The 22,600-nt window shown below is 48.6% G+C and carries 22 protein-coding genes, 1 tRNA gene and 1 pseudogene; 19 read left to right on the top strand and 5 right to left on the bottom strand.

Annotation, left to right across the window (positions count from 1 at the left end; all coding sequences use genetic code 11):
* Window positions 1-490 (top strand): annotated as a pseudogene (locus ABYP73_RS02390) (DNA primase); the annotation flags it as partial.
* An 88-nt stretch (window positions 491-578) separates the two neighbouring features.
* Here the strand turns inward: ABYP73_RS02390 and ABYP73_RS02385 are convergent.
* Both ABYP73_RS02385 and nadE read right to left on the bottom strand, forming a co-directional pair.
* Window positions 579-1,208 (bottom strand): response regulator, encoded by a 630-nt coding sequence (locus ABYP73_RS02385; RefSeq protein ID WP_372945204.1) that lies wholly within the window; start codon window positions 1,206-1,208, stop codon window positions 579-581.
* Between the two features lie 164 nt (window positions 1,209-1,372).
* Window positions 1,373-2,161 (bottom strand): NAD(+) synthase, encoded by a 789-nt coding sequence (nadE, locus tag ABYP73_RS02380; RefSeq protein ID WP_372945205.1) that lies wholly within the window; start codon window positions 2,159-2,161, stop codon window positions 1,373-1,375.
* A 94-nt stretch (window positions 2,162-2,255) separates the two neighbouring features.
* Between nadE and gldB the strand changes: the two genes are divergently transcribed.
* Complete coding sequence (gene gldB / locus ABYP73_RS02375; protein ID WP_372973338.1) at window positions 2,256-3,218, top strand: gliding motility lipoprotein GldB; 963 nt, start codon at window positions 2,256-2,258, stop codon at window positions 3,216-3,218.
* 93 nt (window positions 3,219-3,311) lie between these two features.
* Window positions 3,312-3,647 (top strand): gliding motility protein GldC, encoded by a 336-nt coding sequence (gene gldC / locus ABYP73_RS02370; RefSeq protein ID WP_372944611.1) that lies wholly within the window; start codon window positions 3,312-3,314, stop codon window positions 3,645-3,647.
* On the opposite strand, the gene ABYP73_RS02365 is transcribed toward gldC, so the two are convergent.
* Window positions 3,644-4,357: a pirin family protein gene (locus ABYP73_RS02365; RefSeq protein ID WP_372944612.1), complete on the bottom strand. Its 714-nt coding sequence runs from the start codon at window positions 4,355-4,357 to the stop codon at window positions 3,644-3,646. The two genes, gldC and ABYP73_RS02365, sit on opposite strands and share 4 nt — an antisense overlap.
* A 105-nt stretch (window positions 4,358-4,462) precedes the next feature.
* Here ABYP73_RS02365 and ABYP73_RS02360 point away from each other — a divergent pair, with 105 nt between their 5' ends.
* Window positions 4,463-4,852, top strand: coding sequence for a GTPase (locus ABYP73_RS02360; RefSeq protein WP_372973337.1), 390 nt, complete (start codon window positions 4,463-4,465; stop codon window positions 4,850-4,852).
* A gap of 10 nt (window positions 4,853-4,862) precedes the next feature.
* Here ABYP73_RS02360 and yihA read toward each other — a convergent pair whose 3' ends face one another.
* Together yihA and ABYP73_RS02350 are read right to left on the bottom strand one after the other, a co-directional pair.
* A complete protein-coding gene (gene yihA / locus ABYP73_RS02355; RefSeq protein WP_372944614.1) occupies window positions 4,863-5,477 on the bottom strand; it encodes a ribosome biogenesis GTP-binding protein YihA/YsxC in 615 nt (204 codons plus the stop codon).
* Window positions 5,478-5,489: 12 nt separating this feature from the next.
* Complete coding sequence (locus ABYP73_RS02350; RefSeq protein ID WP_372944615.1) at window positions 5,490-6,254, bottom strand: alpha/beta fold hydrolase; 765 nt, start codon at window positions 6,252-6,254, stop codon at window positions 5,490-5,492.
* A 260-nt stretch (window positions 6,255-6,514) separates the two neighbouring features.
* Between ABYP73_RS02350 and mraZ the strand changes: the two genes are divergently transcribed.
* From mraZ to ABYP73_RS02275, 15 genes are all read left to right on the top strand, one after another.
* Window positions 6,515-6,979, top strand: a complete 465-nt coding sequence (mraZ, locus tag ABYP73_RS02345) for a division/cell wall cluster transcriptional repressor MraZ (RefSeq protein WP_372944616.1) — start codon at window positions 6,515-6,517, stop codon at window positions 6,977-6,979.
* On the top strand, window positions 6,966-7,862 hold the full coding sequence (rsmH, locus tag ABYP73_RS02340; protein ID WP_372944617.1) for a 16S rRNA (cytosine(1402)-N(4))-methyltransferase RsmH: 897 nt from the start codon (window positions 6,966-6,968) through the stop codon (window positions 7,860-7,862). Before mraZ ends, rsmH begins: the two co-directional genes overlap by 14 nt.
* A gap of 18 nt (window positions 7,863-7,880) precedes the next feature.
* Window positions 7,881-8,201 (top strand): FtsL-like putative cell division protein, encoded by a 321-nt coding sequence (locus ABYP73_RS02335; RefSeq protein WP_372944618.1) that lies wholly within the window; start codon window positions 7,881-7,883, stop codon window positions 8,199-8,201.
* On the top strand, window positions 8,202-10,208 hold the full coding sequence (locus tag ABYP73_RS02330; protein WP_372944619.1) for a penicillin-binding protein: 2,007 nt from the start codon (window positions 8,202-8,204) through the stop codon (window positions 10,206-10,208). It abuts the gene before it with no gap.
* Window positions 10,205-11,668 carry a UDP-N-acetylmuramoyl-L-alanyl-D-glutamate--2,6-diaminopimelate ligase gene (locus tag ABYP73_RS02325; protein WP_372973336.1) on the top strand — a complete coding sequence of 488 codons (1,464 nt, stop codon included), beginning with the start codon at window positions 10,205-10,207 and terminating at the stop codon, window positions 11,666-11,668. The genes ABYP73_RS02330 and ABYP73_RS02325 overlap by 4 nt, the downstream gene beginning before the upstream one ends.
* Before the next feature lie 10 nt (window positions 11,669-11,678).
* Complete coding sequence (mraY, locus tag ABYP73_RS02320) at window positions 11,679-12,899, top strand: phospho-N-acetylmuramoyl-pentapeptide-transferase (protein ID WP_372973335.1); 1,221 nt, start codon at window positions 11,679-11,681, stop codon at window positions 12,897-12,899.
* A gap of 1 nt (window position 12,900) precedes the next feature.
* Window positions 12,901-14,235 carry a UDP-N-acetylmuramoyl-L-alanine--D-glutamate ligase gene (gene murD / locus ABYP73_RS02315; protein ID WP_372944622.1) on the top strand — a complete coding sequence of 445 codons (1,335 nt, stop codon included), beginning with the start codon at window positions 12,901-12,903 and terminating at the stop codon, window positions 14,233-14,235.
* Window positions 14,236-14,238: 3 nt separating this feature from the next.
* Window positions 14,239-15,429, top strand: coding sequence for an FtsW/RodA/SpoVE family cell cycle protein (locus ABYP73_RS02310; RefSeq protein ID WP_372973334.1), 1,191 nt, complete (start codon window positions 14,239-14,241; stop codon window positions 15,427-15,429).
* Window positions 15,416-16,516 carry an undecaprenyldiphospho-muramoylpentapeptide beta-N-acetylglucosaminyltransferase gene (murG, locus tag ABYP73_RS02305; protein ID WP_372973333.1) on the top strand — a complete coding sequence of 367 codons (1,101 nt, stop codon included), beginning with the start codon at window positions 15,416-15,418 and terminating at the stop codon, window positions 16,514-16,516. The genes ABYP73_RS02310 and murG overlap by 14 nt, the downstream gene beginning before the upstream one ends.
* The gene (gene murC / locus ABYP73_RS02300) at window positions 16,509-17,861 is read left to right on the top strand and encodes a UDP-N-acetylmuramate--L-alanine ligase (protein ID WP_372973332.1); all 1,353 of its coding nucleotides are present in this window, start codon (window positions 16,509-16,511) and stop codon (window positions 17,859-17,861) included. The genes murG and murC overlap by 8 nt, the downstream gene beginning before the upstream one ends.
* Window positions 17,851-18,570 (top strand): cell division protein FtsQ/DivIB, encoded by a 720-nt coding sequence (locus ABYP73_RS02295; protein ID WP_372945831.1) that lies wholly within the window; start codon window positions 17,851-17,853, stop codon window positions 18,568-18,570. Before murC ends, ABYP73_RS02295 begins: the two co-directional genes overlap by 11 nt.
* Before the next feature lie 4 nt (window positions 18,571-18,574).
* Entirely contained in the window at window positions 18,575-19,897 is a 1,323-nt protein-coding gene (ftsA, locus tag ABYP73_RS02290; protein ID WP_372945830.1) for a cell division protein FtsA, read from the top strand.
* A 34-nt stretch (window positions 19,898-19,931) separates the two neighbouring features.
* Window positions 19,932-21,857 carry a cell division protein FtsZ gene (ftsZ, locus tag ABYP73_RS02285; RefSeq protein ID WP_372945829.1) on the top strand — a complete coding sequence of 642 codons (1,926 nt, stop codon included), beginning with the start codon at window positions 19,932-19,934 and terminating at the stop codon, window positions 21,855-21,857.
* Between the two features lie 100 nt (window positions 21,858-21,957).
* The gene (locus ABYP73_RS02280; protein ID WP_372945828.1) at window positions 21,958-22,407 is read left to right on the top strand and encodes a GatB/YqeY domain-containing protein; all 450 of its coding nucleotides are present in this window, start codon (window positions 21,958-21,960) and stop codon (window positions 22,405-22,407) included.
* A gap of 62 nt (window positions 22,408-22,469) precedes the next feature.
* Window positions 22,470-22,543: transfer RNA gene (locus ABYP73_RS02275), tRNA-Arg, on the top strand.
* Window positions 22,544-22,600: the final 57 nt, after the last annotated feature.

Raw genomic sequence — 22,600 nt, 5'->3', positions numbered from 1 at the left:
GAAGGAGAATGAGGAGGGAGAACTGGTGCTAGAACCGGAACGAGTGGAGGCCAGGGTCTATGAAAAGATCTTTCTCGACCTGCAGGAAGACGAGATTGAACTCACACACGACCATTTCAAGACGATCTACTACAAGCTGATGGAAACCCTCAATGAAAAGGAGGATTTCCAGATCGCCCACTTCCTGCAGGAACTGGATCAGCAACTGGTAAAGGACGTTTCTTCCATCCTCATGGAAGAAGAGAAATACAACCTGCACAACTGGGAACGCAGGGATATCTATCCCAAGGAAAAAACCAGGACTGTCGCTCAGCTGGTCAGTGAGACCATCCTCACGCTGCGCTGTTACCTGATCAAGAAAAGGATCCACAGTCTGCAGCAGGATACGGAGGAAAAAACTGAGGACAACAGCGAGGTCCTGGAGGAGATCGTGAACTACCTTCAGTTGAATAAACTGCTCAACAACAAACTCAACAGGGTCCTTTCCTGAATATAAGCCTGTATTTCCCGTAAAGTTCAGGGTATTAAAAAACCTCCCGGAGTTTCAGGAGGTCTTTTCTATAGTTAGCTTGGTATTATCAATACAATTCCAGGGCCTTGGCCTGTTGCAGCAGGTCCACAAGGTTGTCTACGTTGAGTTTTTTCATCAACCTCGACTTGTAGGTGCTGACTGTTTTCTCGTTGAGGTTGAGACCCTCGGCCACATCCTTGTTGCGTTTGCCACTGGCCAGGAGTTTGAGCACTTCCACTTCCCTGGTGGAAAGTTTCCTGAAGAACCTTCGTTGCTTTTGGGTCCCCTCGTCAAAGGCGAGACGCTGGGCGAGTTCGTTGGTGATGAACATTTTCCCCTGTCCTACCTTTTTAACGGCGGTAATGATGTAATCCAGGTCGGAAGATTTCGACAGATATCCGAAAGCTCCTGCCCGGATTGTACTGAGGGCGTATACGTCTTCAGACTGCCCGCTGTAAATGAGAACCTTCACATCGGGGAATTCCTTTTTCATCCTTCTCAGGGTGGCAATTCCGTTGATGTCGGGAATGTCCATCTCCAGGATGACAACATCGGGATTCTTTTTCTTTAAGGTTTCGAAAAGTTCGTTGGTGGTTGAGACATCACCCAGTACTTGAAAATCAGGAACGGTGTTGAGAACTTCCTTAATTCCTAATCTGACAATGGGGTGATTGTCGGCAATTAAAATGTTGATCATTGTTGGTTTTTTCTAGACAAAACGGGTAAAAGCTACACCCAAACCTAACATGCAATGTAAGGTTTTATTATCTAAGTTCTATAGCAAAACTGTAAAAATTTTAAGGTTTTACTACAATTTGCCGCCAACAATTCGTCTTAAATACCGGCTTTTCAGGTGATCGGTTACTTCAATGTCTCCGGAATCTCACAAATTGGGATAGGAATCATCTTATGTTTGTTAGCCGTATTGTACTTCTTGTAGATAGCGAATACTTCTGCTTCCCGTCCTTTAAAATCCTTAATATCCTTCCCTTCAGAATCCATTTTCATGGCCCATTCCAGCTCGGGATATGAGGCACCGATCTGGTCTTCATCGGTTCGGTCGTCTCCCCAGAGTCCGTCCGTAGGTGGGGCCATCAGAATGTCTTCATGTACTCCTAAATAGGAACCCAGTTCATAGACCTCCGTCTTGAGGAGATCTGCAATAGGGCTGAGGTCGACTCCCCCATCCCCGTACTTGGTGTAAAATCCGATGCCGAAATCCTCTACCTTGTTGCCGGTTCCCGCAACCAGATAACCCAGGAGAGCCGCGAAATAGTAAAGGGTGGTCATTCGCAGCCGGGCCCGAGTATTGGCGAGGGACATATGCCGTTCCTCCTCGTTTTCCACCTTTGGGAGTGAACCTACAAGCTGGTCGAAGACCGGAGTGAGATTTACGGGTACCCGCCTCACGTTGGGATAATGCTCAATAAGCCAGTCGATATGCCGGTCTGCCCTGGTGACCTGGTTTTCGCTCTGGTGTATAGGCATTTCCACACAAAGCACGTCGAGGCCCGTTCGCGCACACAAGGTCGAAGTGACTGCGGAGTCTATCCCTCCGGATACTCCTACCACAAAGCCTTTCATCTTTGCGTTCAATGTGTATTCCTTAAGCCAATCTACTATGTGTGCTACTACTTTCTCTGTTTGCATATTCTTTACTTGTTTAATTGAAATGCCGTACCTTTGGGCTCGTAAAAATAACCCCTGCAAACGTAATATTAAAGCGCTTAACCCATTACTTTTCATGTCAAAGACCCTGTTTCCGGTTTTCTTCCTGATCCTCATTTTTTCAGGATGTGCTGATGAAAAAGTAATTCCTTCTGAGATCCTGGATCAGCCGGTAGAGCTACAGATAAGGAGATTCGACAAGGAGTTTGCCAGGGTCGATACCGGCAGCCTCCCTTCCCTCAAGGAGAGATATCCCTTTCTGTTTCCACCACAGTATCCCGATAGTATCTGGCTGGCTAAATTGAAGGATACCATTCAGCTCGAACTAAGGCAGGCGGTAGACAGTGCGTACTCGGATCTGGGACCTCATGAGGAGGAACTCACCTTGCTTTTTAAGCACGTGGCCTATTACTTCCCTCAGTATCCTATCCCGGATCTGATCACCCTTACCACCGATGTGGACTATGAGAACCGAATCATCCTTACGGACTCCCTGCTTCTGATCGGCCTGGATAATTATCTCGGGAAGGAGCACAGGTTTTATGCGGGGATCGACCGATATATAGCCAGAGGGCTGGACTCGAAATATCTGGAAAGCGATATCGTCAGTGCCATAGCCAAGAAGGTGGTGTCCTATCCCCAGGACCGTACCTTCCTCTCCCAGATGATCTATTACGGTAAGGAACTCTACCTGAAAGACCTCCTCCTTCCGCGGCAGACCGACGGACAGAAAATAGGTTATGACGAAGAGGAAATGGCCTGGGCTCAGGCCAATGAAGAACAGATCTGGCGGTACTTTATAGAAAGGGAAATGCTTTACAGTACGGACTCAAAACTGGGGCCCCGTTTCCTGGATCCGGCTCCTTTTTCCAAATTCAGGCTGGAACTGGACAATGAATCGCCCGGCAGGCTCGGGCGCTATATGGGATGGCAGATCGTACGGGCCTTTATGGAACGGACCAAAACCCCTCCGAATAAGTTGTGGGCAATGCCGGCGGAGACCGTTTTCAAAGAATCGAATTACAAACCCCAGAAGTAAGGTTGTGAAATGAGTCTTAGCAAATCGTGCTTCCCACCGAGATGTTTATTGGCGAATTACATCTGACCTATAAAAAACATTAAAAACACACAGATGAAAAAGGAAGAGACCTCAGAGATCGTCCTCAAGATCACGCTTGACGAGAACCGTATCCCAGAAAAACTCAGCTGGTCTGCCCAGGATGGCGGAATCGTGGATGAGGAGGCAAAAGCCATGCTCCTCTCTGTTTGGGACAGCAAGAATAAAGAGTCCCTGAAGATCGACCTGTGGACCAAGGATATGCCTTTGGATGAGATGAAGGTTTTCTTTCACCAGACCCTCCTGTCCCTCTCAGATACTTTTATGAAAGCGACTCAGGACGAAAAGATGACAGCAACCATGAAGGACTTCTGTGCGTATTTTGCTGAGAAACTCGAGTTGCAGGGTTAATTGGCCATAGGCACTTCCATCAATAACAACCGGGAAGCTTCGGTCATTTTGAATGTTACGGACTCCGTATCCCAGATCCCAATACCGTCTCTCCTGTGAAGACTTTCCCCTCCTGCTTCGCAAGATCCCTCAAGGACAAATACATATAAGCCGTTTCCCTTCATCTTTACTTCATAGGTGGGAGTGCTTCCCGCCTGAAACTCGCCCATGTGGAACCAGGCGTCCTGGTGTATCCAAATGCCTTCATCTTCCGGGTTGGGAGATATGATCTGGTGGAACCGGTCTTTTAGTGCGTCCGTCTCCAGAGTGATCTGATCGTATCTCGGGGTGACGTTGGCTTTGTTGGGCAGTATCCATATCTGGAGGAATTTAACCGCCTTGTCCGAGTTCCTGTTCTTTTCACTATGGCTCACGCCCGTGCCCGCGCTCATCGCCTGTATATCTCCGGAGCGGATCACGGCTACGTTGCCCATGCTGTCTTTGTGTTCCAGATCGCCTTCCAGCGGAATGGAAATGATCTCCATGTTCTGGTGCGGATGGGTGCCAAAGCCCATTCCCGGGGCCACTTCATCATCGTTCAGCACACGCAGGACCCCAAAATTCATGCGGGAAGGATCGTAGTAATTGGCAAAACTAAAGGTGTGAAAAGTATTCAGCCAACCGTGATTGGCATGGCCTCGAGTATCGGCCCTGTGTACTGTCTTTTTCATATTTTACTGTACGTTTTGGACTTGTTGGTCGTAAGGAAGCCTTCTTCCTGACGACTCCCTTCAGGGAATGATCCTCTTTAGAGAGAGATACAAAATACGGTACTTGTGAGCAGAGAATCAATAAGGAAATTGCTTTTTGTGTACAATGCGGATTCAGGCCTTGGCAATATCCTCCTGGATGCGGCCCATAAGGTCCTGAATCCTGCTACCTACAACTGTCGGCTTTGTGAACTTACCTACGGGGCTTTTAGGGAAAAACGCAGTTGGAAGGCCTTCAGGGAGGAAAGTAATCTCACCATGGAATTTTTGCACAAGGACGAATTTCTCGAGGCGTATTCCTCCAAATTCCTGCCCGCCTATACCTTTCCAATCGTCCTTGAGCTCACCGCCCATGATATAGAGGTCTTCCTGGGTACTGGGGAACTCAATGGCCTAAATCATACGGATGATCTGATCCGTGAGATCAGAGTCCGGTTGGGTAATCCGGAAGAGTGAAATAGGATTATTAACCCTGGTGGGAGAAGAAGTCCGAATTGATCTGCCCGATATATTCCAGAATCTCATCCCTTCCTGTCGCTTTGAGGGAAGAGGTGACGAAATGCACGGGTGCCTCCTCCCAGGCGCCATCCGTCATAGTTTTCAGATACCCCTCAACTTGGCGGTTTATGGCATTGGGTTTGAGTTTATCGGCCTTGGTGAAAATGATCCCAAAAGGGATGCTGTTCTCACCCAGCCATTCCATGAATTGCAGGTCGATAGGCTGGGGATCATGGCGTATGTCTATCAGGACAAAGGCGCTGATGAGCTGTCTCCTCTTCAGGAAATATTCGGTAATGTATTTCTGGAAAGTCTTTTTCTCCTTTTTGGAGACCCGGGCGTACCCATAGCCCGGAAGGTCGACCAGAAACCAGTTGTCATTGATCCTGAAATGGTTGATCAGCTGGGTCTTACCCGGCCTGCCGGAGGTTTTGGCCAGGGATTTTCGCTCGGTCAACATGTTGATCAGGGAGCTTTTCCCCACATTGGAACGACCGATAAAGGCGTATTCGGGAATAGGATCCGAAGGGCAACTTTCCACGCTGGAATTGCTCATGACAAAGTCGGCCGACTTTATTTTCATGATTACCGGACTTTAGAAATTGCGTTGCTTCAGCCAGGCCGCCAGGATCTCGTTGAATTCATCCGGGTGTTCCATCATGGGGGCGTGACCGCATTTCGGGATCCAGAAGAGATCTGAATCTGGGAGGAGTTCGTGAAATTCCCTCGCGACATTCGGAGGGGTCACGGAGTCGTTCTCACCCCAGATGATACAGGTAGGGGTCAGCATATGGGGCAGGTCCTTGGACATATTATGCCTGATAGCGCTTTTGGCGATCGCGAGGGTCTTGATCAGCTTCATGCGATCATTAACGGTGGCAAATACCTCGTCTACGATCTCCTTTGTGGCCACGGCCGGATCATAGAACACATCTTGAGCCTTCTTTTTAATGAATTCGTAATCTCCTCGTTTTGGATAGCCGTCTCCCATCGCACTTTCGTAAAGTCCGGAACTACCTGTGATCACCAAGGCTTTCACCATTTCCGGGTAGAGTTTGGTATGCAGGAGTCCGATATGACCACCCAGGGAATTGCCCAGCAGGATGACGTCTTTCAGCCCTTTGTATTCTATAAACTGCTCGAGGTATTTTGCGAAATTCTTGACATTGGTCTTGAGCATAGGCATGCTGTAAATGGGCAATTCAGGTACGAGCACCTTGTAGCCTTTCCCGGGAAAATAATTTGTCACCCCTTCGAAATTACTCAACCCTCCCATCAAACCGTGGAGGATGATCATGGGCGTACCTTCACCCACCTCGATATAACGATATTTCCCGTCCGTCTTAATCGTATTCTCCATGCACGACAGCTTCTGTTGTCAGTTGGCAAATATAGGCATTTCCCCTATATGGGGCTATTTAAATGAGATCAGGGGTAACTTCTTGCTTCTGTGGATATGAGAATTTACTCTCATTTCCTAACCGTGGGGATGAGTCCGTCCCTACGGGATTTTTTAGCTTCAGATTTGGATAAAATATCAACAAAGTGGTAATTTGTGGTAAATAGTGGTAATAATTTCTATATATTTGAGTTTATATACAGAGAACCAACCGAGCTCGAATGATCAGTTTTATTGGGACATATGATTGTAAAGCCGATGCCAAGGGCAGGGTCATGATTCCTGTTACCCTCAAAAATCAAATGGCTCCCGTCATCAACAAAGGCTTTGTGATCAAGCGCTCTGTATTCCAGCCATGCCTGGAGCTTTACCCCATGGAAGAATGGAATCTGCTGATGCAGAAAATGAACAGGAAGAACCGCTTCAAGAAAAAGAACAATGACTTTATAAGGAGGTTTTCGGCAGGGGTCAAACCTGTTGAGGTCGACGCTACAGGCCGCCTCCTCATTCCAAAAAATCTTATAGCCATAGCAGGGATCACCAAGGAGGTGGTACTGAGCTCGGCGATCAATATCATCGAGATCTGGGATAAGGACCTCTATGAGAAGGTGCTCGATGAAACGGCAGAGAATTTTGCAGAACTGGCCGAAGAGGTCATGGGTGAAGACGGCGATGAGTTATCATAACCCTGTGCTGCTTCATCCTGCAGTGGATGGACTCAACATCAAGGCGGATGGTGTCTATGTAGACATCACCTTCGGAGGCGGAGGGCATTCGCGGGAGATCCTCAGGAGACTGGGAGCAGAAGGCAAACTCATTGCCTTCGACCAGGATGAGGATGCTCTCCAAAATGAAATAAAGGATGGTCGATTTACCCTGATCAATGAGAATTTCAGGTATCTCGGTCAGTTTTTGAAGTTCTATGGCATTCGGAAAGTAGACGGGATCCTGGCTGATTTCGGGGTTTCTTCCCACCAGTTCGACAAGGCTGAGCGCGGATTTTCAACCCGCTTTGAAGGAGAGCTCGACATGAGGATGACACGCCGGAATGAATTATCGGCTTACGATGTCATCAACACCTATGAGGCAGATCAGTTGAAAAAGGTCTTGAAGGAATACGGGGAGATAAGGAACGCCGAGAAGATGACCAGGGCCATTGTCGCCTCCCGGAAGATTAATCCCATTGCGACCTCCGCCGAATTAAAGGAGGTTTTGAGAGGCTTTTTGCCGGGTCACAAGGAGCACAAGATCCTCGCCCAGGTCTACCAGGCGATCAGGATTGAAGTGAACCAGGAACTGGAGGTGATCAAGGAATTCCTGCTCCAGACTCCCGACCTGCTTGAACCCGGAGGAAGGCTGAGCATGATAAGTTACCATTCCCTGGAAGACCGTCTTGTCAAGAGGTTTGTCATGACAGGGAATTTTGAAGGAGAATTGAAGAAGGATTTTTACGGCAAGCCGATCAAGCCCTTCGAAAAGGTGGGAAATCTGATCGTTCCGACCGAAGAGGAGATCAAACAGAACAACCGGGCCAGGAGTGCCAAACTCAGAATCGCAGAACGCATATAACTGTAGAGAATTGAAGACATGAAGGAAGGAATTGTATCCATATTAAAAGGTAAGTTTCTCGTGAGCGGGGATGCGCCCAAGAACTGGCTGTTCCTCGTCTTTGCATCATTTCTGGCTACCATCATGATCTCGAGTTCGCACAGTGCGGACAAAAAGGTGCATCAGCTGGCAGCCCTCAACGAAGAGGTGAAAGCACTGAGGAGTCAGTTCGTGGAGATGCGATCCGACGTCCAGAAGCAAAAACTGGAGTCAACGGTAAGACTGGCCGTGGCCGAAAAAGGTCTCCTCCCTTCCGAAGCACCACCCAAAAAGATCAAAGTAAAATCTGCTAATCCGTAAATGGCCTTCACCAGTAAACATATAATGACCAGATTATACCTCGTATCAGGAGGATTATTCCTCTTCTCAGGGCTGGTCCTGTTTAAACTGGTCAGCATTCAGACTGTTCATGGCGACAAATACAAGGAACTTGCCCTTGAACGCACGGAAAAGATGTTCACGATCCCGCCGAACCGGGGCAATTTATACTCAGACGATGGCAGTTTACTCGCAACGTCGGTTTCTAAATATTCCATAAGGTTCGATGCGGTCACTGTAAAGGATGAGGATTTTAAAAAGTATGTAGGCCCCCTGTCCGAAAAACTGGGTAGGCTATTGAACAATCCCGCCTCTCATTACGAGCAGCTACTGCGCAAGGCGAAGGCCAATAAGAATCGATATGCCCTGATCGCCCGCAATCTGGATTATTCCCAGTATATGAGTGTAAAGGAATTCCCTCTCTTCAATATGGGGCCCTACCGTGGCGGACTCATCGTCGACCAGAAAACGGTACGGGAGCATCCCCTGGGGAAGATCGCCGAAAGGAGTGTGGGATATGAGCGTTTTGATGAGAATGGTTACGCTACCCGCGTGGGCCTTGAAGGGGCCTTTGGGGAATACCTGAGGGGTAAGGAGGGCAAAAGGCTCAAGCAAAAGATCGCAAAAGGGCAGTGGAAACCCATTGGCCTTGACAATATTATCGAGCCACAGGACGGGTATGATGTAGTCTCGACCATTGACATCAATATTCAGGACATCGCTCATCACGGACTTCTCCGACAGCTTGAGAAGTACAAGGCAGACCACGGATGTGTCATTGTCATGGAGACCCATACCGGGGAGATTAAGGCTATCTCAAATCTGGGCAGGACAGAGGAAGGCAAGTATTACGAGCGGCTCAACTACGCCATAGGGGAGTCCCATGAACCGGGTTCCACCTTTAAGCTCATGTCTCTTTTGGCGGCCCTGGAAGATCAGGTGGTAGATACGAGTACGATCATTGATACTGAAAAGGGGAGGTGGAGGCTTTACGATCGCATCGTGAGGGATTCCAAACACGGCGGATATGGGGAGATATCAGTGGCTGAGGCTTTTGAGGTTTCTTCCAATACGGCCTTTGCAAAAATGATCCACAACGGATACAAGAATGATCCCCAGGCCTTTGTGAACCGCCTCAGGCTGATGGGGTTGCACAAGGAACTGGACCTTCCGATCAAGGGTGAAGGAAAACCGGTGATCCGAAATCCGGGTGACAAAGGCTGGTCCGGGATCTCCCTGGCGTGGATGTCGCACGGATATGAGGTCTCTCTGACACCGCTACAGACCCTGGCATTCTACAACGCCATTGCCAACGACGGGGAATTGCTCAGGCCTAGGCTGATCAAGGAGGTAAAGGAATGGAACAGCACCATCCAAAAATTTGACAAGGAGGTGATCAATCCCCGTATCGCCTCGGAGGATAACATCAGGAAAGTACAGCAGCTTTTGAAAAATGTGGTTGAGAAAGAAGAGGGAACAGGACATAAGTTGTATGCCCCGGATTTCTCCATGGCGGGTAAAACAGGAACGGCTCAGAAGAATTACGTGGGCAAGGACCCCGATAAGTTGCGGTACATCTCAACTTTTGCCGGCTACTTCCCGGCTGAGGATCCCAAGTATTCGTGCATTGTGGTTATCCATGAACCCGATAAGAGCGTGGGATATTACGGAGCCGATGTCTCCGGACCCGTTTTTAAATCGATCGCCCAGAAGATTTATGCCAATAATCCCATGGTAGATGAAGTGGCCAGCCTGGATCCTTTTAATGAGGTCCTTGAGGATGCCTATGAATCGTATTTCGAAGAAGCGCAAAAAGAGGTTCAGACCATCCCCGATCTGCAAGGAATGAGTGGGATGGACGCCATATCGATCCTTGAAAACCTGGGTCTGCAGGTTGAGGTCAGGGGTAACGGCAAGGTCAAGAAACAATCAGTGAGTAAGGGTACCCGGTTGAACCAGGTAACCAAAATAATTCTGGAATTGTCATGAAGTCGCTAAAAGACATACTTTATGGGGTAGGACTTACTGCGGTCAGCGGTTCCACTGCGAAACTGGTCAATCATATTTGCTTTGATTCCAGGGAGGTAGGCATGGATGATGTCTTTGTGGCGATCCGGGGCACCCAGTCAGACGGCCATGCATTTATAGAGAAGGCGATCGCCGGTGGAGCAAACGCCATCGTGTGCGAACAGTTGCCGGAAAACCTGGTGAACGAGGTGAGCTACCTGGAGGTAAAGGATACAAAGGAGGCCCTATCAGTGATGGCCTCCAATTATTATGACAACCCTTCCAGGAACCTCAAATTGGTCGGGGTGACAGGAACCAACGGTAAGACCACGGTAACCACCTTGCTGTATAAGCTTTTTAAGAAGGCCGGATTTAAGGTAGGGTTGATCTCCACGATCCGGATACTGGTAGACGACAAGGAATATCCCACTACCCATACCACGCCAGATTCTCTTACTGTCAATTATTACCTCTTTCTGATGAGCGAGGCCGGAGTGGAATATTGTTTTATGGAAGCCAGTTCGCACGGGATCGATCAAAAACGCACCTATGGACTCGTCTTCGCCGGGGCCATTTTTACCAACCTTTCCCACGATCACCTGGACTACCACAATTCCTTCGCAGAATACAGGGACGCCAAGAAGAAATTGTTCGACCAGTTGTCGAAAAACGCATTTGCCCTGGCCAATATGGATGATAAGAACGGCCTGGTGATGTTGCAGAATACCAAAGCGAGGAAGTATACCTATGCCCTGAAGTCCTATGCCGATTACAGGGCACAGATCCTGGAAAATCAATTCAGCGGTCAGTTGCTGAAGATCGACAACAACGAGATCTGGACCAAGCTCATAGGCCATTTCAACGCCTACAATATCCTGGCGATCTACGCAACGGCCGATCTGCTGGGACTCGACAAATTCGAAACTATGAAACTCCTGAGCGAACTGGAAAACGTCGACGGGAGGTTTCAATACTATATCTCAAAGAATCGCATAACGGCTATTGTTGATTATGCCCATACGCCGGACGCTTTAAAAAATGTGCTGGAAACAATCAGCGCATTGAGGACTGGAAATGAAAGCGTCATCACCGTAGTGGGGTGCGGTGGTGATCGTGACAAGTCTAAGCGTCCGGTAATGGGGCATATCGCTTCCTCCATGAGTACCAAGGTGATCTTCACCTCAGACAACCCACGGTCTGAACCCCCGGCTTCCATCATTTCGGATATGGAGGCAGGTGTGGAACCCCAGAACTCCATGAAGGTCATGGCCATTGAAAACAGGGAGCAGGCCATCAAAACAGCCTGCCAACTGGCCGATGCACAAGATATTATCCTTCTGGCCGGGAAGGGTCACGAGACCTACCAGGAGACGAATGGGAAACGAGTCGACTTTGATGATTTTAAGATTGTAAAAAGCTTCCTGGACGGGTTGAAAAAATAAGGAGATAACTATGCTTTACTATCTGTTCGAATATTTGGAAAAACAATACCAGTTCCCCGGAGCGACCCTGTTCCAGTTCCTGACTTTCAGGGCAGCCATGGCGGTATTGCTTTCCCTTATCCTGGCAACGACATTCGGGAAGCGGATCATCCTGTTGCTCAGGCGCAAACAGATAGGTGAAACCGTCAGGGATCTCGGCCTGGAAGGACAACAGCAAAAGCAGGGAACGCCTACCATGGGAGGGATCATCATCATCATGTCTACCCTGGTGCCCGTACTCCTGTTTGCGAGGCTGGACAATATTTATGTGATCCTACTGATCGTCACCACCCTCTGGATGGGGATCATAGGTTTTATAGATGATTATATCAAGATCTTCAGGAAGAACAAAGAGGGGCTGAAAGGCAGGTTCAAAATACTGGGGCAGGTTGTCCTAGGACTGATGGTGGGCGCTACTTTGTTTTTCCACCCCGAGGTCACCATGAAGGAGAAGAACAAGACCACCATCACCGAGCAGTTTGAGGTCAGGGATGTGGAAGGAAAAGAATTGAAATCGACAAAGACCAACATCCCCTTCTTTAAGAACAACGAACTCGATTACGGGGAAGTCGTAGCCTGGTTTGGAGCCGATCCCCAGAAATACGCCTGGCTGATCTTTATCCCCATCGTGATCTTTATCGTGACCGCCGTCTCTAACGGGGCCAACCTCACAGACGGTATCGACGGACTCGCAGCGGGAACATCAGCGATCATCGTCCTGACCCTGGGCATCTTTGCCTGGGTCTCCGGTAACATTATTTTCTCTAATTATCTCGACATATTCTATATCCCGAGAGCCGGTGAGCTGGTAGTGTTCATCTCGGCCTTCGTGGGTTCTCTGGTGGGCTTCCTCTGGTACAATGCGTTCCCGGCACAGGTATTTATGGGTGATACGGGAAGTCTTACGATTGGGGGAGTGATCGCGGTCATTGCGATTATTGTCAGAAAAGAACTGCTCATCCCTCTGCTGTGCGGGATCTTCTTTGCGGAGTCGCTCTCGGTCATGATGCAGGTGAGCTATTTCAAGTATACAAAGAAAAAATACGGGGAGGGGAGGCGCATTTTCCTGATGTCGCCCCTGCACCATCATTATCAGAAGAAAGGATATCACGAAAGCAAGATCGTCACTCGGTTCTGGATCATCGGGATCTTGCTGGCGATCGTGACCATAGTAACCTTAAAAGTAAGGTAGTATGGATCGCCTGGTGATACTGGGAGGAGGAGAAAGTGGAATTGGCACGGCCATTCTGGGGCAGAAAAAAGGATTCGACGTATTTGTCTCAGACATGGGACAGATCAAGAAAAAGTACAAGGACGTTCTTATACATTTTGGATTGGATTGGGAAGAAGAAGGGCACACCGAGGAGAAGATCCTCAATGCCAGCCTGGTCATGAAGAGTCCCGGTATCCCGGATAAGACACCTCTGGTGAAGAAACTAATCGCTCAGGGGATCCCGGTGATCTCCGAGATCGAATTCGCTTCCCGGTATACAGACGCTACCCTCATTGGAATAACCGGCAGTAACGGGAAGACGACAACCACCATGCTGACCTACCATATTTTCAAGCAGGCGGGGTTGTCTGTAGGCATGGCCGGAAATATCGGGGACAGTTTTGCCAGAATGGTGGCGGAGACTGAAAAGGAGTATTACGTGCTGGAGATCAGCAGTTTTCAGCTCGATGGGATCACAGGCTTCAGGCCGCATATCGGGATGATCTTAAACATCACCCCTGACCACCTGGACCGGTATGACTACGATTTTATGAAGTATGTCGCATCGAAATTCAGGATGACCATGAACCAGAAAGCGGGTGACTACCTTATTTATGACGGGGATGACCCGGTCATTACTTCCTATCTGGAAGGCCACCCGGTCCAAGCCATTAAAATGCCCTTTTCCACAGAGGGGGAAGGGGATCAAGGAACATACCTGAAGAAGGAACAATTTATTATAAAGACACAAGAGGACATTATGGAATTAGCATCAGATTCATTAGCCCTGGATGGGAAACACAACCTCAAGAATACCATGGCAGCCATTACGGCCGCTAAACTGGTGGGTATTCGCAAGGAGGTAATCAGGGAGAGCATTCAGAATTTCCAGGGCGCTGATCACAGGCTGGAAAAGGTTTTGAAAATCCACCACGTACAGTACATCAACGACTCAAAGGCCACCAACGTAAACGCTACCTATTACGCCCTGGACAGCATGACCACTCCGACGGTTTGGATCGTGGGGGGAGTAGACAAGGGGAATGACTACAAGGCCTTAATGCCTCTGGTCAGGGAAAAGGTGAAAGCCATTATTTGCCTTGGGAAGGATAATTCCAAACTCCGGGAAGCTTTCAGCAATGCGGTAGACATTTTTGTGGAGACCTATGCGATGTCTGAAGCCGTGAAAGTGGCCTATAAGATCGCAGAACGGGGAGATACCGTACTCCTTTCTCCTGCCTGCGCGAGTTTCGACCTCTTTCAGAATTACGAAGACCGGGGCAATCAGTTTAAGGAAGCTATTAAAAATCTTTGATACGTGAAGATATTCAGCCACACACAGGGAGATAAGGTCATATGGGCAGTAGTAGCCCTGCTGGCCTTGTTCTCATTCCTGCCGGTATACAGTGCCAGCAGCAACCTGGTCTATGTGGTGGGGAACGGAACCACCATGGGTCATCTGGTAAAGCACGCCCTCCTCCTGTTCCTTGGATTTGGAATTATCTATGGGGTACACAGGATCCCCACTCATTATTTCAAAGGGTTGTCCATCATCGCGATGCCCGTGGTCCTTGCCCTTTTGGTGTACACCCTGGCACAGGGTACGACCATAGGGGGCGCCAATGCAAGCCGATGGATACGCCTGCCCCTTGTCGGGATCACCTTCCAGACCTCCACCCTGGCCTCCGTAGTGCTCATGGTGTACATAGCGAGGTATCTTTCGAAGATCAAGGACAGGGAAATCACCTTTAAGGAAAGCATTTTACCCCTCTGGAGCCCAGTTTTTCTAATGGTGATGCTGATCCTCCCGGCTAACTTTTCCACGGCGGCCATACTCTTCTTTATGGTACTGGTTTTGTGTTTTCTCGGGGGGTACCCTTTAAAATACCTGACCGGAGTGGTAGGAATAGGCATGTTGGGATTGCTGTTGTTCGTCCTGGTGGCCAAAGCGGCTCCCGACCTGTTCCCCAACAGGGTGGATACCTGGATGAACCGTTTGGAAAGTTTCTGGGACCCTGCCGATACAGAAGCCGACTATCAGATAGAAAAAGCAAAAATAGCCATTGCGAGTGGCGGACTGGTGGGCAATGGGGCCGGAAAGAGTGTGATGAAGAATTTTCTCCCCCAGAGTTCATCGGATTTTATATACGCCATTATTGTGGAGGAGTACGGGCTTATCGGCGGCTTCTCCCTGATGTTCTTCTACATGCTTTTACTCTTCAGGATCGTTGTGGTGGCCAATGCCAATACATCCGTATTCGGGAAATTATTGGTGGTAGGGGTTGGTTTACCGATCGTCTTCCAGGCCCTCATCAATATGGCAGTGGCCGTAGAATTATTTCCCGTTACCGGACAGACCCTTCCGTTGATCAGCAGCGGGGGTACTTCCATCTGGATGACCTGTCTGGCGATAGGCATTGTGTTGAGTGCAAGCAGGAAGAGGGAGCAGGAAGAAGAAAAGGAAGTGGATGAAAATAACCCTTTAGAAGTCTTGAGTGGACAGTTATAGGATCATTCTCTCAGGAGGAGGCACTGGAGGGCATATTTATCCGGCGATCGCCATAGCTAATGAATGTAAAAGGCGGTTCCCGGAAGCCGAGATCCTGTTTGTGGGAGCAAAGGACCGGATGGAAATGGAAAAGGTCCCTCAGGCGGGATACGAGATAAAAGGTTTGTGGATCAGTGGATTGCAGAGAAAACTGACGATTAGGAATCTGCTCTTTCCATTGAAAGTGATAAGTAGTTTGATCAGAGCGAGAAACATAGTGAAGAGCTTTCAACCCGACGTGGTCATCGGGACCGGTGGGTTTGCCAGCGGACCTGTACTGCGCGTGGCATCGGGTATGGGAATTCCCTGCGTCTTGCAGGAACAAAACTCCTATGCAGGCATCACGAATAAGTTGCTCGCCGGGAAGGTAGACCGAATTTGTGTGGCTTATTCGGGGATGGAAAAGTTCTTTCCTAAAGAGAAGATCGTGTTTACAGGGAACCCGGTGCGGTCCTCTCTGGTGAACCTGCCGGAAGCGGCATCGGGTTCCTATGGGTTCTTTGACCTTGATCCTGAGAAGAAGACCCTGTTTGTCCTTGGTGGAAGCCTGGGCTCCAGAAGGATCAACCAACTGATAGAAAGTCAGCTCCCCTACTTTGAGAAGTTGGGATTGCAGCTGGTCTGGCAATGCGGTGCCATGTATTACGAACAGTACAAACACCTCACCTCGGAGACGGTGAAGGTCTATGGGTATTTAAATGAGATGGAACACGGGTACCGCATCTCGGACATCATCATATCCCGGTCGGGAGCAGGTTCGGTATCCGAACTCTGTATAATCGGAAAACCGGTCTTGTTCATCCCTTCGCCCAATGTCGCTGAGGATCATCAGACCAAAAACGCAATGGCCCTGGTAGAGGAGAAAGCGGCCGTAATGTTAGCGGAAAAGGATCTGGATGCGGAGTTCAAAACTGTTTTCGGGCAGTTGATGGACTCGGGGCCCAGTCGTGAAGAACTCAGCCGGAACATTAAAAAACTGGCAAGGCCCCGGGCTACGGAAGATATAGTGGATGAGATCGTGGAATTACTGAACAAAAGGAATGAATAGATTCGATTTCCATAAGGTGTATTTTATAGGGATAGGAGGCATTGGAATGTCTGCCCTGGCCAGGTATTTTCTCTTCCAGAACATGGCCGTTGCCGGCTACGACAAGACCCCGACGCCTCTGACCCGGGAATTGGAAGCCCAGGGAATTGATATCCATTTTGCGGACGACCTCTCCCTCGTGCCTGCTTCATTCCTGGATCCGGCGGATACACTCATCGTTTACACGCCCGCCGTGCCCAAGGATCACCAGGAGTGGAATTATTTTACCGATCGGGGATTCAGGGTGCAAAAACGATCCGAGGTCCTGGGATTAATCACCCGTGACACTTTCTGCTTTGCTGTGGCAGGCACCCACGGAAAGACGACTACCTCGAGTATTCTGGCACATCTTCTCAAAGAGACCGGTACTCCCATCACCGCGTTCCTCGGCGGTATATCGGAAGACTTCAACAGCAATTTTATATGCGAAGGGGATAAATATTCAGTGGTGGAAGCCGATGAATTTGACCGGTCATTTCTAAGGCTGCACCCGGACATCGCCTGTATTACCTCCATGGATGCTGACCATCTGGATATATACGGGGACAGGGATTCCATGCGAACCTCCTTCCTCGAATTTGCCTCCAGGCTGAAACCGGACGGAAAGCTCTTTGTAAGGAATGGTTTGCCTCTGGAAGGAATTACCTATGGCATTGAAGACGATTCGGACTATTGTATTAGGAATATAAAGATTGAACATGGCACCTACATATTCGATTTGGGCACCCCTGAAAGGACACTGGAAGGGGTCAGATTCAACAAGCCGGGCAGGCATAATCTGCTCAACGGCTTGGTGGCTTTCGCAATGGCGATCCAGGTTAACCCCCCTCTGGATCGCCTCGTGAAGGCTCTGGAAACCTTTAAAGGCGTGCAGAGGCGATTCTCCTACAAGATCCGGCAGGACGACCTGATTTTTATTGACGACTACGCCCATCACCCAACGGAAATTGATGCCGTACTGGATGCGATCAGGGAAATGCATCCCGGAAAGAAAATTCTGGCGGTCTTCCAGCCCCACCTTTTTTCCAGGACGAGGGATTTTATGGAAGATTTTGCCAACAGCCTGTCAGGATTTGACAGTATTCTCCTGCTGGATATCTATCCGGCGCGCGAAAAACCCATCCCGGGGATCACCTCCCAGGTCTTGCTGGAACAGATCGCAAATCCGGATAAAAAACTGGTCTCTAAACAGGACCTGGCGCAAGAAATCAAGGCCCGAAATCCCGAGATTCTGGTTACTCTGGGAGCAGGAGATATAGGGCTGGAAGCAGACTCATTAAAACGCGAATTTGAATATGAAAATTAATTGGAACTACATCAAATTGTTCTGTTTAATAGTTTGTATAACAGGACTTTATGCATTTTCTAACGACAGGAATGCGGACAGGCCCATCAGAGATGTGGAGATTATTTTTGAAGGCGATAACAATGTATACCTGTCTAAGGATATGGTTAATAAATTGTTAATACAAAATTACGGAAGCGTCCTTATGGAGGATAAAGAAAAGGTAGTTTTGAATACTATAGAAAAGGTCCTTGAGACCCATGATATGGTAAAAAGTGCCCAGGTATATCTTACTATCGATGACAAACTTACATCCAAAATTTTCCAAAGGCAGCCCATAGGCAGAGTTAAAGGGAATACTACTTTCTACCTTGACGAGGATGGAAAATCTATGCCCTTATCCAGGTTGCACTCTGCACGGGTTCCGATTATCACTGGAGAGATCACTGGCAAGAGCCTTGATGATGTATTTGAGATACTGAAGTATATAAACCAGGACGACTTCCTGAGGAAGAATGTCATTGGGATTCATATTCAGACGGAAGAGCAGTATCAGTTAAAATTTCGGGTGGAGGATTTTGTGGTAAACCTGGGGGATGTGAGCGACCTGGAAAAAAAGTTCAAGAATTTCAAGGCTTTTTACGCAAAGGCGCTGAAAGATCAATCCCTGAAGGAGTACGCCGTAGTGAGTTTAGAATTTGACAACCAAGTTGTGTGCACAAAAATATAAGATTATGGATCAGGTAAATTACTCAGTTGGCCTCGATATAGGAACCACTAAAATAGTGGCTATCATCGGCAAGGAAAACGAATATGGCAAGATTGAAGTGCTGGGCATAGGCCGGTCTAAAAGCCTCGGGGTTCATCGCGGGGTGGTCAATAACATCACCCAGACCATTAAATCCATACAACAGGCTGTGGAGCAGGCCGAAGCCAATTCAGGACTTAAGATAGGTTCTGTGGTTGTAGGGATCGCGGGACAGCATATCCGGAGTCTCCAGCACAGCGATTACATCACCCGGGCCAATTCTGAGGAGGTGATCAATGAGGACGATCTGGAGAAGCTCTGCAACCAGGTCTACAAGCTGGTCATGCTGCCGGGAGAGGAGATCATCCATGTGCTGCCACAGGAATACAAGGTAGACGGGCAGGCTGAGATCAAGCAGCCCATTGGTATGTACGGAGGCCGACTGGAAGCCAATTTCCACGTAGTGGTGGGACAGGTTTCCTCCATCAAGAATATTGGCAGGTGTATTAAAAGTGCGGGTCTCGACCTCTACAATATTACCCTGGAACCACTCGCTTCTTCGGAGGCCGTATTGAGCCAGGAAGAGAAAGAAGCAGGTGTGGCTTTGATCGATATTGGAGGTGGGACGACTGACCTGGCGATCTTCAAGGATGGAATCATCAGGCATACGGCTGTGATCCCCTTTGGAGGTAATGTGATCACAGAGGATATCAAGGAAGGATGCTCCATTATCGAAAAACAGGCAGAATTGTTGAAGATCAAATTCGGCTCGGCCTGGCCCGGAGAGAACAAGGATAATGAGATCGTTTCCATTCCCGGGCTCAGGGGCAGGGAACCCAAGGAGATCACCCTTAAGAACCTGTCCAAGATCATCCATGCCAGAGTGGTCGAGATCATCGAGCAGGTATATGTTGAGATCAAGAATTACGGACATGAGGAACAGAAAAAGAAATTGATCGCCGGGATCGTACTCACTGGTGGCGGAAGCCAGTTAAAACATCTGAAGCAACTAGTGGAATACATCACCGGTATGGACACCAGGATTGGATATCCCAACGAACACCTGGCAGGGGATTCGGACGCAGAGATCGCCAGTCCTCTTTACGCTACGGCCGTAGGTCTGCTGATGAATGCAGTGGAGAACAAGGACAAGCGCAGATTGAAAACCCTGGAAGCTGAAAAGGAAAAGGAAATGGTACTTCAGGGCCATGAAGACACCGCTTCAATGACCGTTAAAAAGAGGGAGCGGAAATCTGTCTTTGACCGATGGTCTGAGAAACTCAAAGATTTCCTCGACAACGCGGAATAACCTATTAAATCATAAAACCCCTAACAAGAGCAACATGAGCAAGAACACCGAATTTGAAAATATTTCCTTTGACCTCCCCAAGAATCAAAGCAATGTCATTAAAGTGATTGGCGTCGGTGGTGGAGGTAGCAATGCGATTAATTACATGTTCCAGGCCGGGATCAATGGCGTTGATTTCGTGATCTGCAATACGGATTCCCAGGCCCTGCAGAACAGCGCTGTTCCCAACAAGATCCAGCTGGGCGTTTCCCTGACCGAAGGGCTTGGCGCTGGGGCTAACCCTGAAGTAGGGGAGCAGGCCGCTGTGGAAAGCATGGAGGATATCAAGAGCATGCTCGATACTACAACAAAGATGATCTTCATCACGGCAGGTATGGGAGGGGGTACCGGTACGGGTGCAGCTCCTATCATTGCAAAGCAGGCGAAGGCCATGGACATCCTGACGGTGGGGATTGTGACCATGCCTTTCCAGTTTGAAGGTAAAATGAGATGCCAACAGGCTCAGAAGGGGATAGAAAGGCTCAGGGAACACGTAGATTCCCTGATCATCATCAACAATAACAAGCTCAGAGAGGTTTACGGCAACCTCGGTTTTAAGGCCGGGTTCGCCAAGGCGGATGAGGTACTTGCCACTGCGGCCAGGGGAATTGCAGAGGTGATCACCCATCACTATACCCAGAACATCGACTTGCGGGATGCCAAGACGGTATTGTCCAACAGCGGGACGGCTATAATGGGATCGGCTATGGCTTCTGGTTCTGCCCGGGCCACTGAGGCGATCATGAATGCACTCGATTCACCCTTACTCAACGATAACAAGATCACCGGAGCCAAGAACGTCCTGTTGCTCATCGTTTCGGGTACCAAGGAGATCACGATCGATGAGATCGGTGAGATCAACGACCACATTCAGGCCGAAGCAGGTCATGGGGCCAATATCATTATGGGTGTAGGGGAAGATGAAGAACTGGGCGATGCCATCGCAGTAACGGTCATTGCCACGGGCTTCAATGTCGACCAGCAGGATGAGATCGTCAACACCGAATCCAAGAAGATTATACACACACTGGAGGATGAACAAAAGGCAGAGCAAAACCTGTCTGACCATTCTGTGGAATTCACCGAGGTCAAGGTGGAAGAAGAAAAGGACCCCGTCATAAAGCATGTACTGGAAGTTGAAGATGATATGGACCTGGTGCCCACAACCAATTTTATTCGAAACTTTAATGTGTTCTATGATGAAGTGGTTGCTGAAGATATAGATGAGGACAGCTTCGTGATCATCGATTCCAAACACGCCTTATTTGATATGGAGGTGGTAGATCCCGTCACTGTCACACCTAAAGAAGAAAATAAGGAGCAAATAACCCTGAGTTTTGACCTGCCCCTCACTGACGAGAACGAGGAAGAAGAGGAAGAAAAGGAGCACGTGATTACGTTTTCCCTGGATGAAGAGATCAGTGAAATAGATGTCAACGAGCATATTGAGGTCATACCGGTCCTCGAATACAACAAGGACGGGGAGAAACGGTACAGTCTTGATGATTATATGGAACTGGAATCAAAACTCACCGGAGCGCGTTCCAAGGCAGAGGATTTCGACCCCAAAATCGTTGAAGATGAACTCGTCTTTGAGCACAAGACTGTAAGTGCCTACGAACAGTCGAATAAGGACGAGCAGAAGGGAGAGATCGACCCTATGAATTCTCCTATAGAAGAACTGTTGAAGGCCAGGGCCGATGAACGCAGGAGAAAACTCAAGGATTTTAACTATAAGTTTCAGAACAACCTGAGTCATATCGAAGAGATCGAAAAGGAACCTGCCTATAAAAGACAGGGGGTTAATCTGAGCGATAGCCCGAAGGAGGGTAAGGTGTCAAGAACTACCCTCGGCGAAGACAGCAACGACGAAATACAATTGCGTTCCAACAATTCATTTTTGCACGATAATGTAGATTAGTTAGTTTTTTGTTCGGTTTAGTAACCAAGCCAAAACCCGAAAAGATGCCAGTCCTTTCGGGTTTATTTTTTTAACTTCGCAGGACATAAAAAAAGAGGTGATGAGCTTACAGGAAAAGGTCATGCAGGAAATGAAATCAGCTATGAAAGCCAAGGATACTGTAGCCCTGGAATCCCTGAGGGCTATTAAATCGGCTTTGCTGTTAGTCCAGACCGAGAAAGGGGCCGGGAAAGGTATTTCCGAAGAGGAGGAGATCAAAATAGTTCAGCGGCTGGTAAAACAACGCAAGGACAGTGCAGCTATTTATACAGAACAAGGAAGGGAAGACCTCGCTGCTGCCGAGTTATCCCAGGTGGCTGTTCTAGAAAAATTCTTACCCGAACAGCTCGATGAGGCAGGCGTTGAAAAAGTGGTAAGCGAAACCATAAATCAGCTGGGTGCCGAGGGGATGAAGGACATGGGGAAGGTGATGGGTGCCGTTACGAAGAAATTGGCAGGCCAGGCCGATGGCAAGACCATTTCCAATATCGTCCGCAAACACCTGACGTAGTTTTATTCTTTTGGAAACTATCTTTTTGTGTACCTTTGCGCTCGCATTGATCGAAAAGTGACGGCCGCGTAGTTCAACTGGATAGAATATCAGATTTCGGCTCTGAGGGTTGGGGGTTCGAATCCTCCCGCGGTCACGAATAAACCAAAAAAAGAACAAAGACGAGCGAGCTTCAAAAAGAAAGCTCGCTTTC

Source organism: Muriicola sp. (assembly GCF_041567615.1).
In the GTDB taxonomy this organism is placed as follows: Bacteria; Bacteroidota; Bacteroidia; order Flavobacteriales; family Flavobacteriaceae; genus Muriicola.
This window is presented reverse-complemented; position numbering and strand designations above follow the sequence as displayed.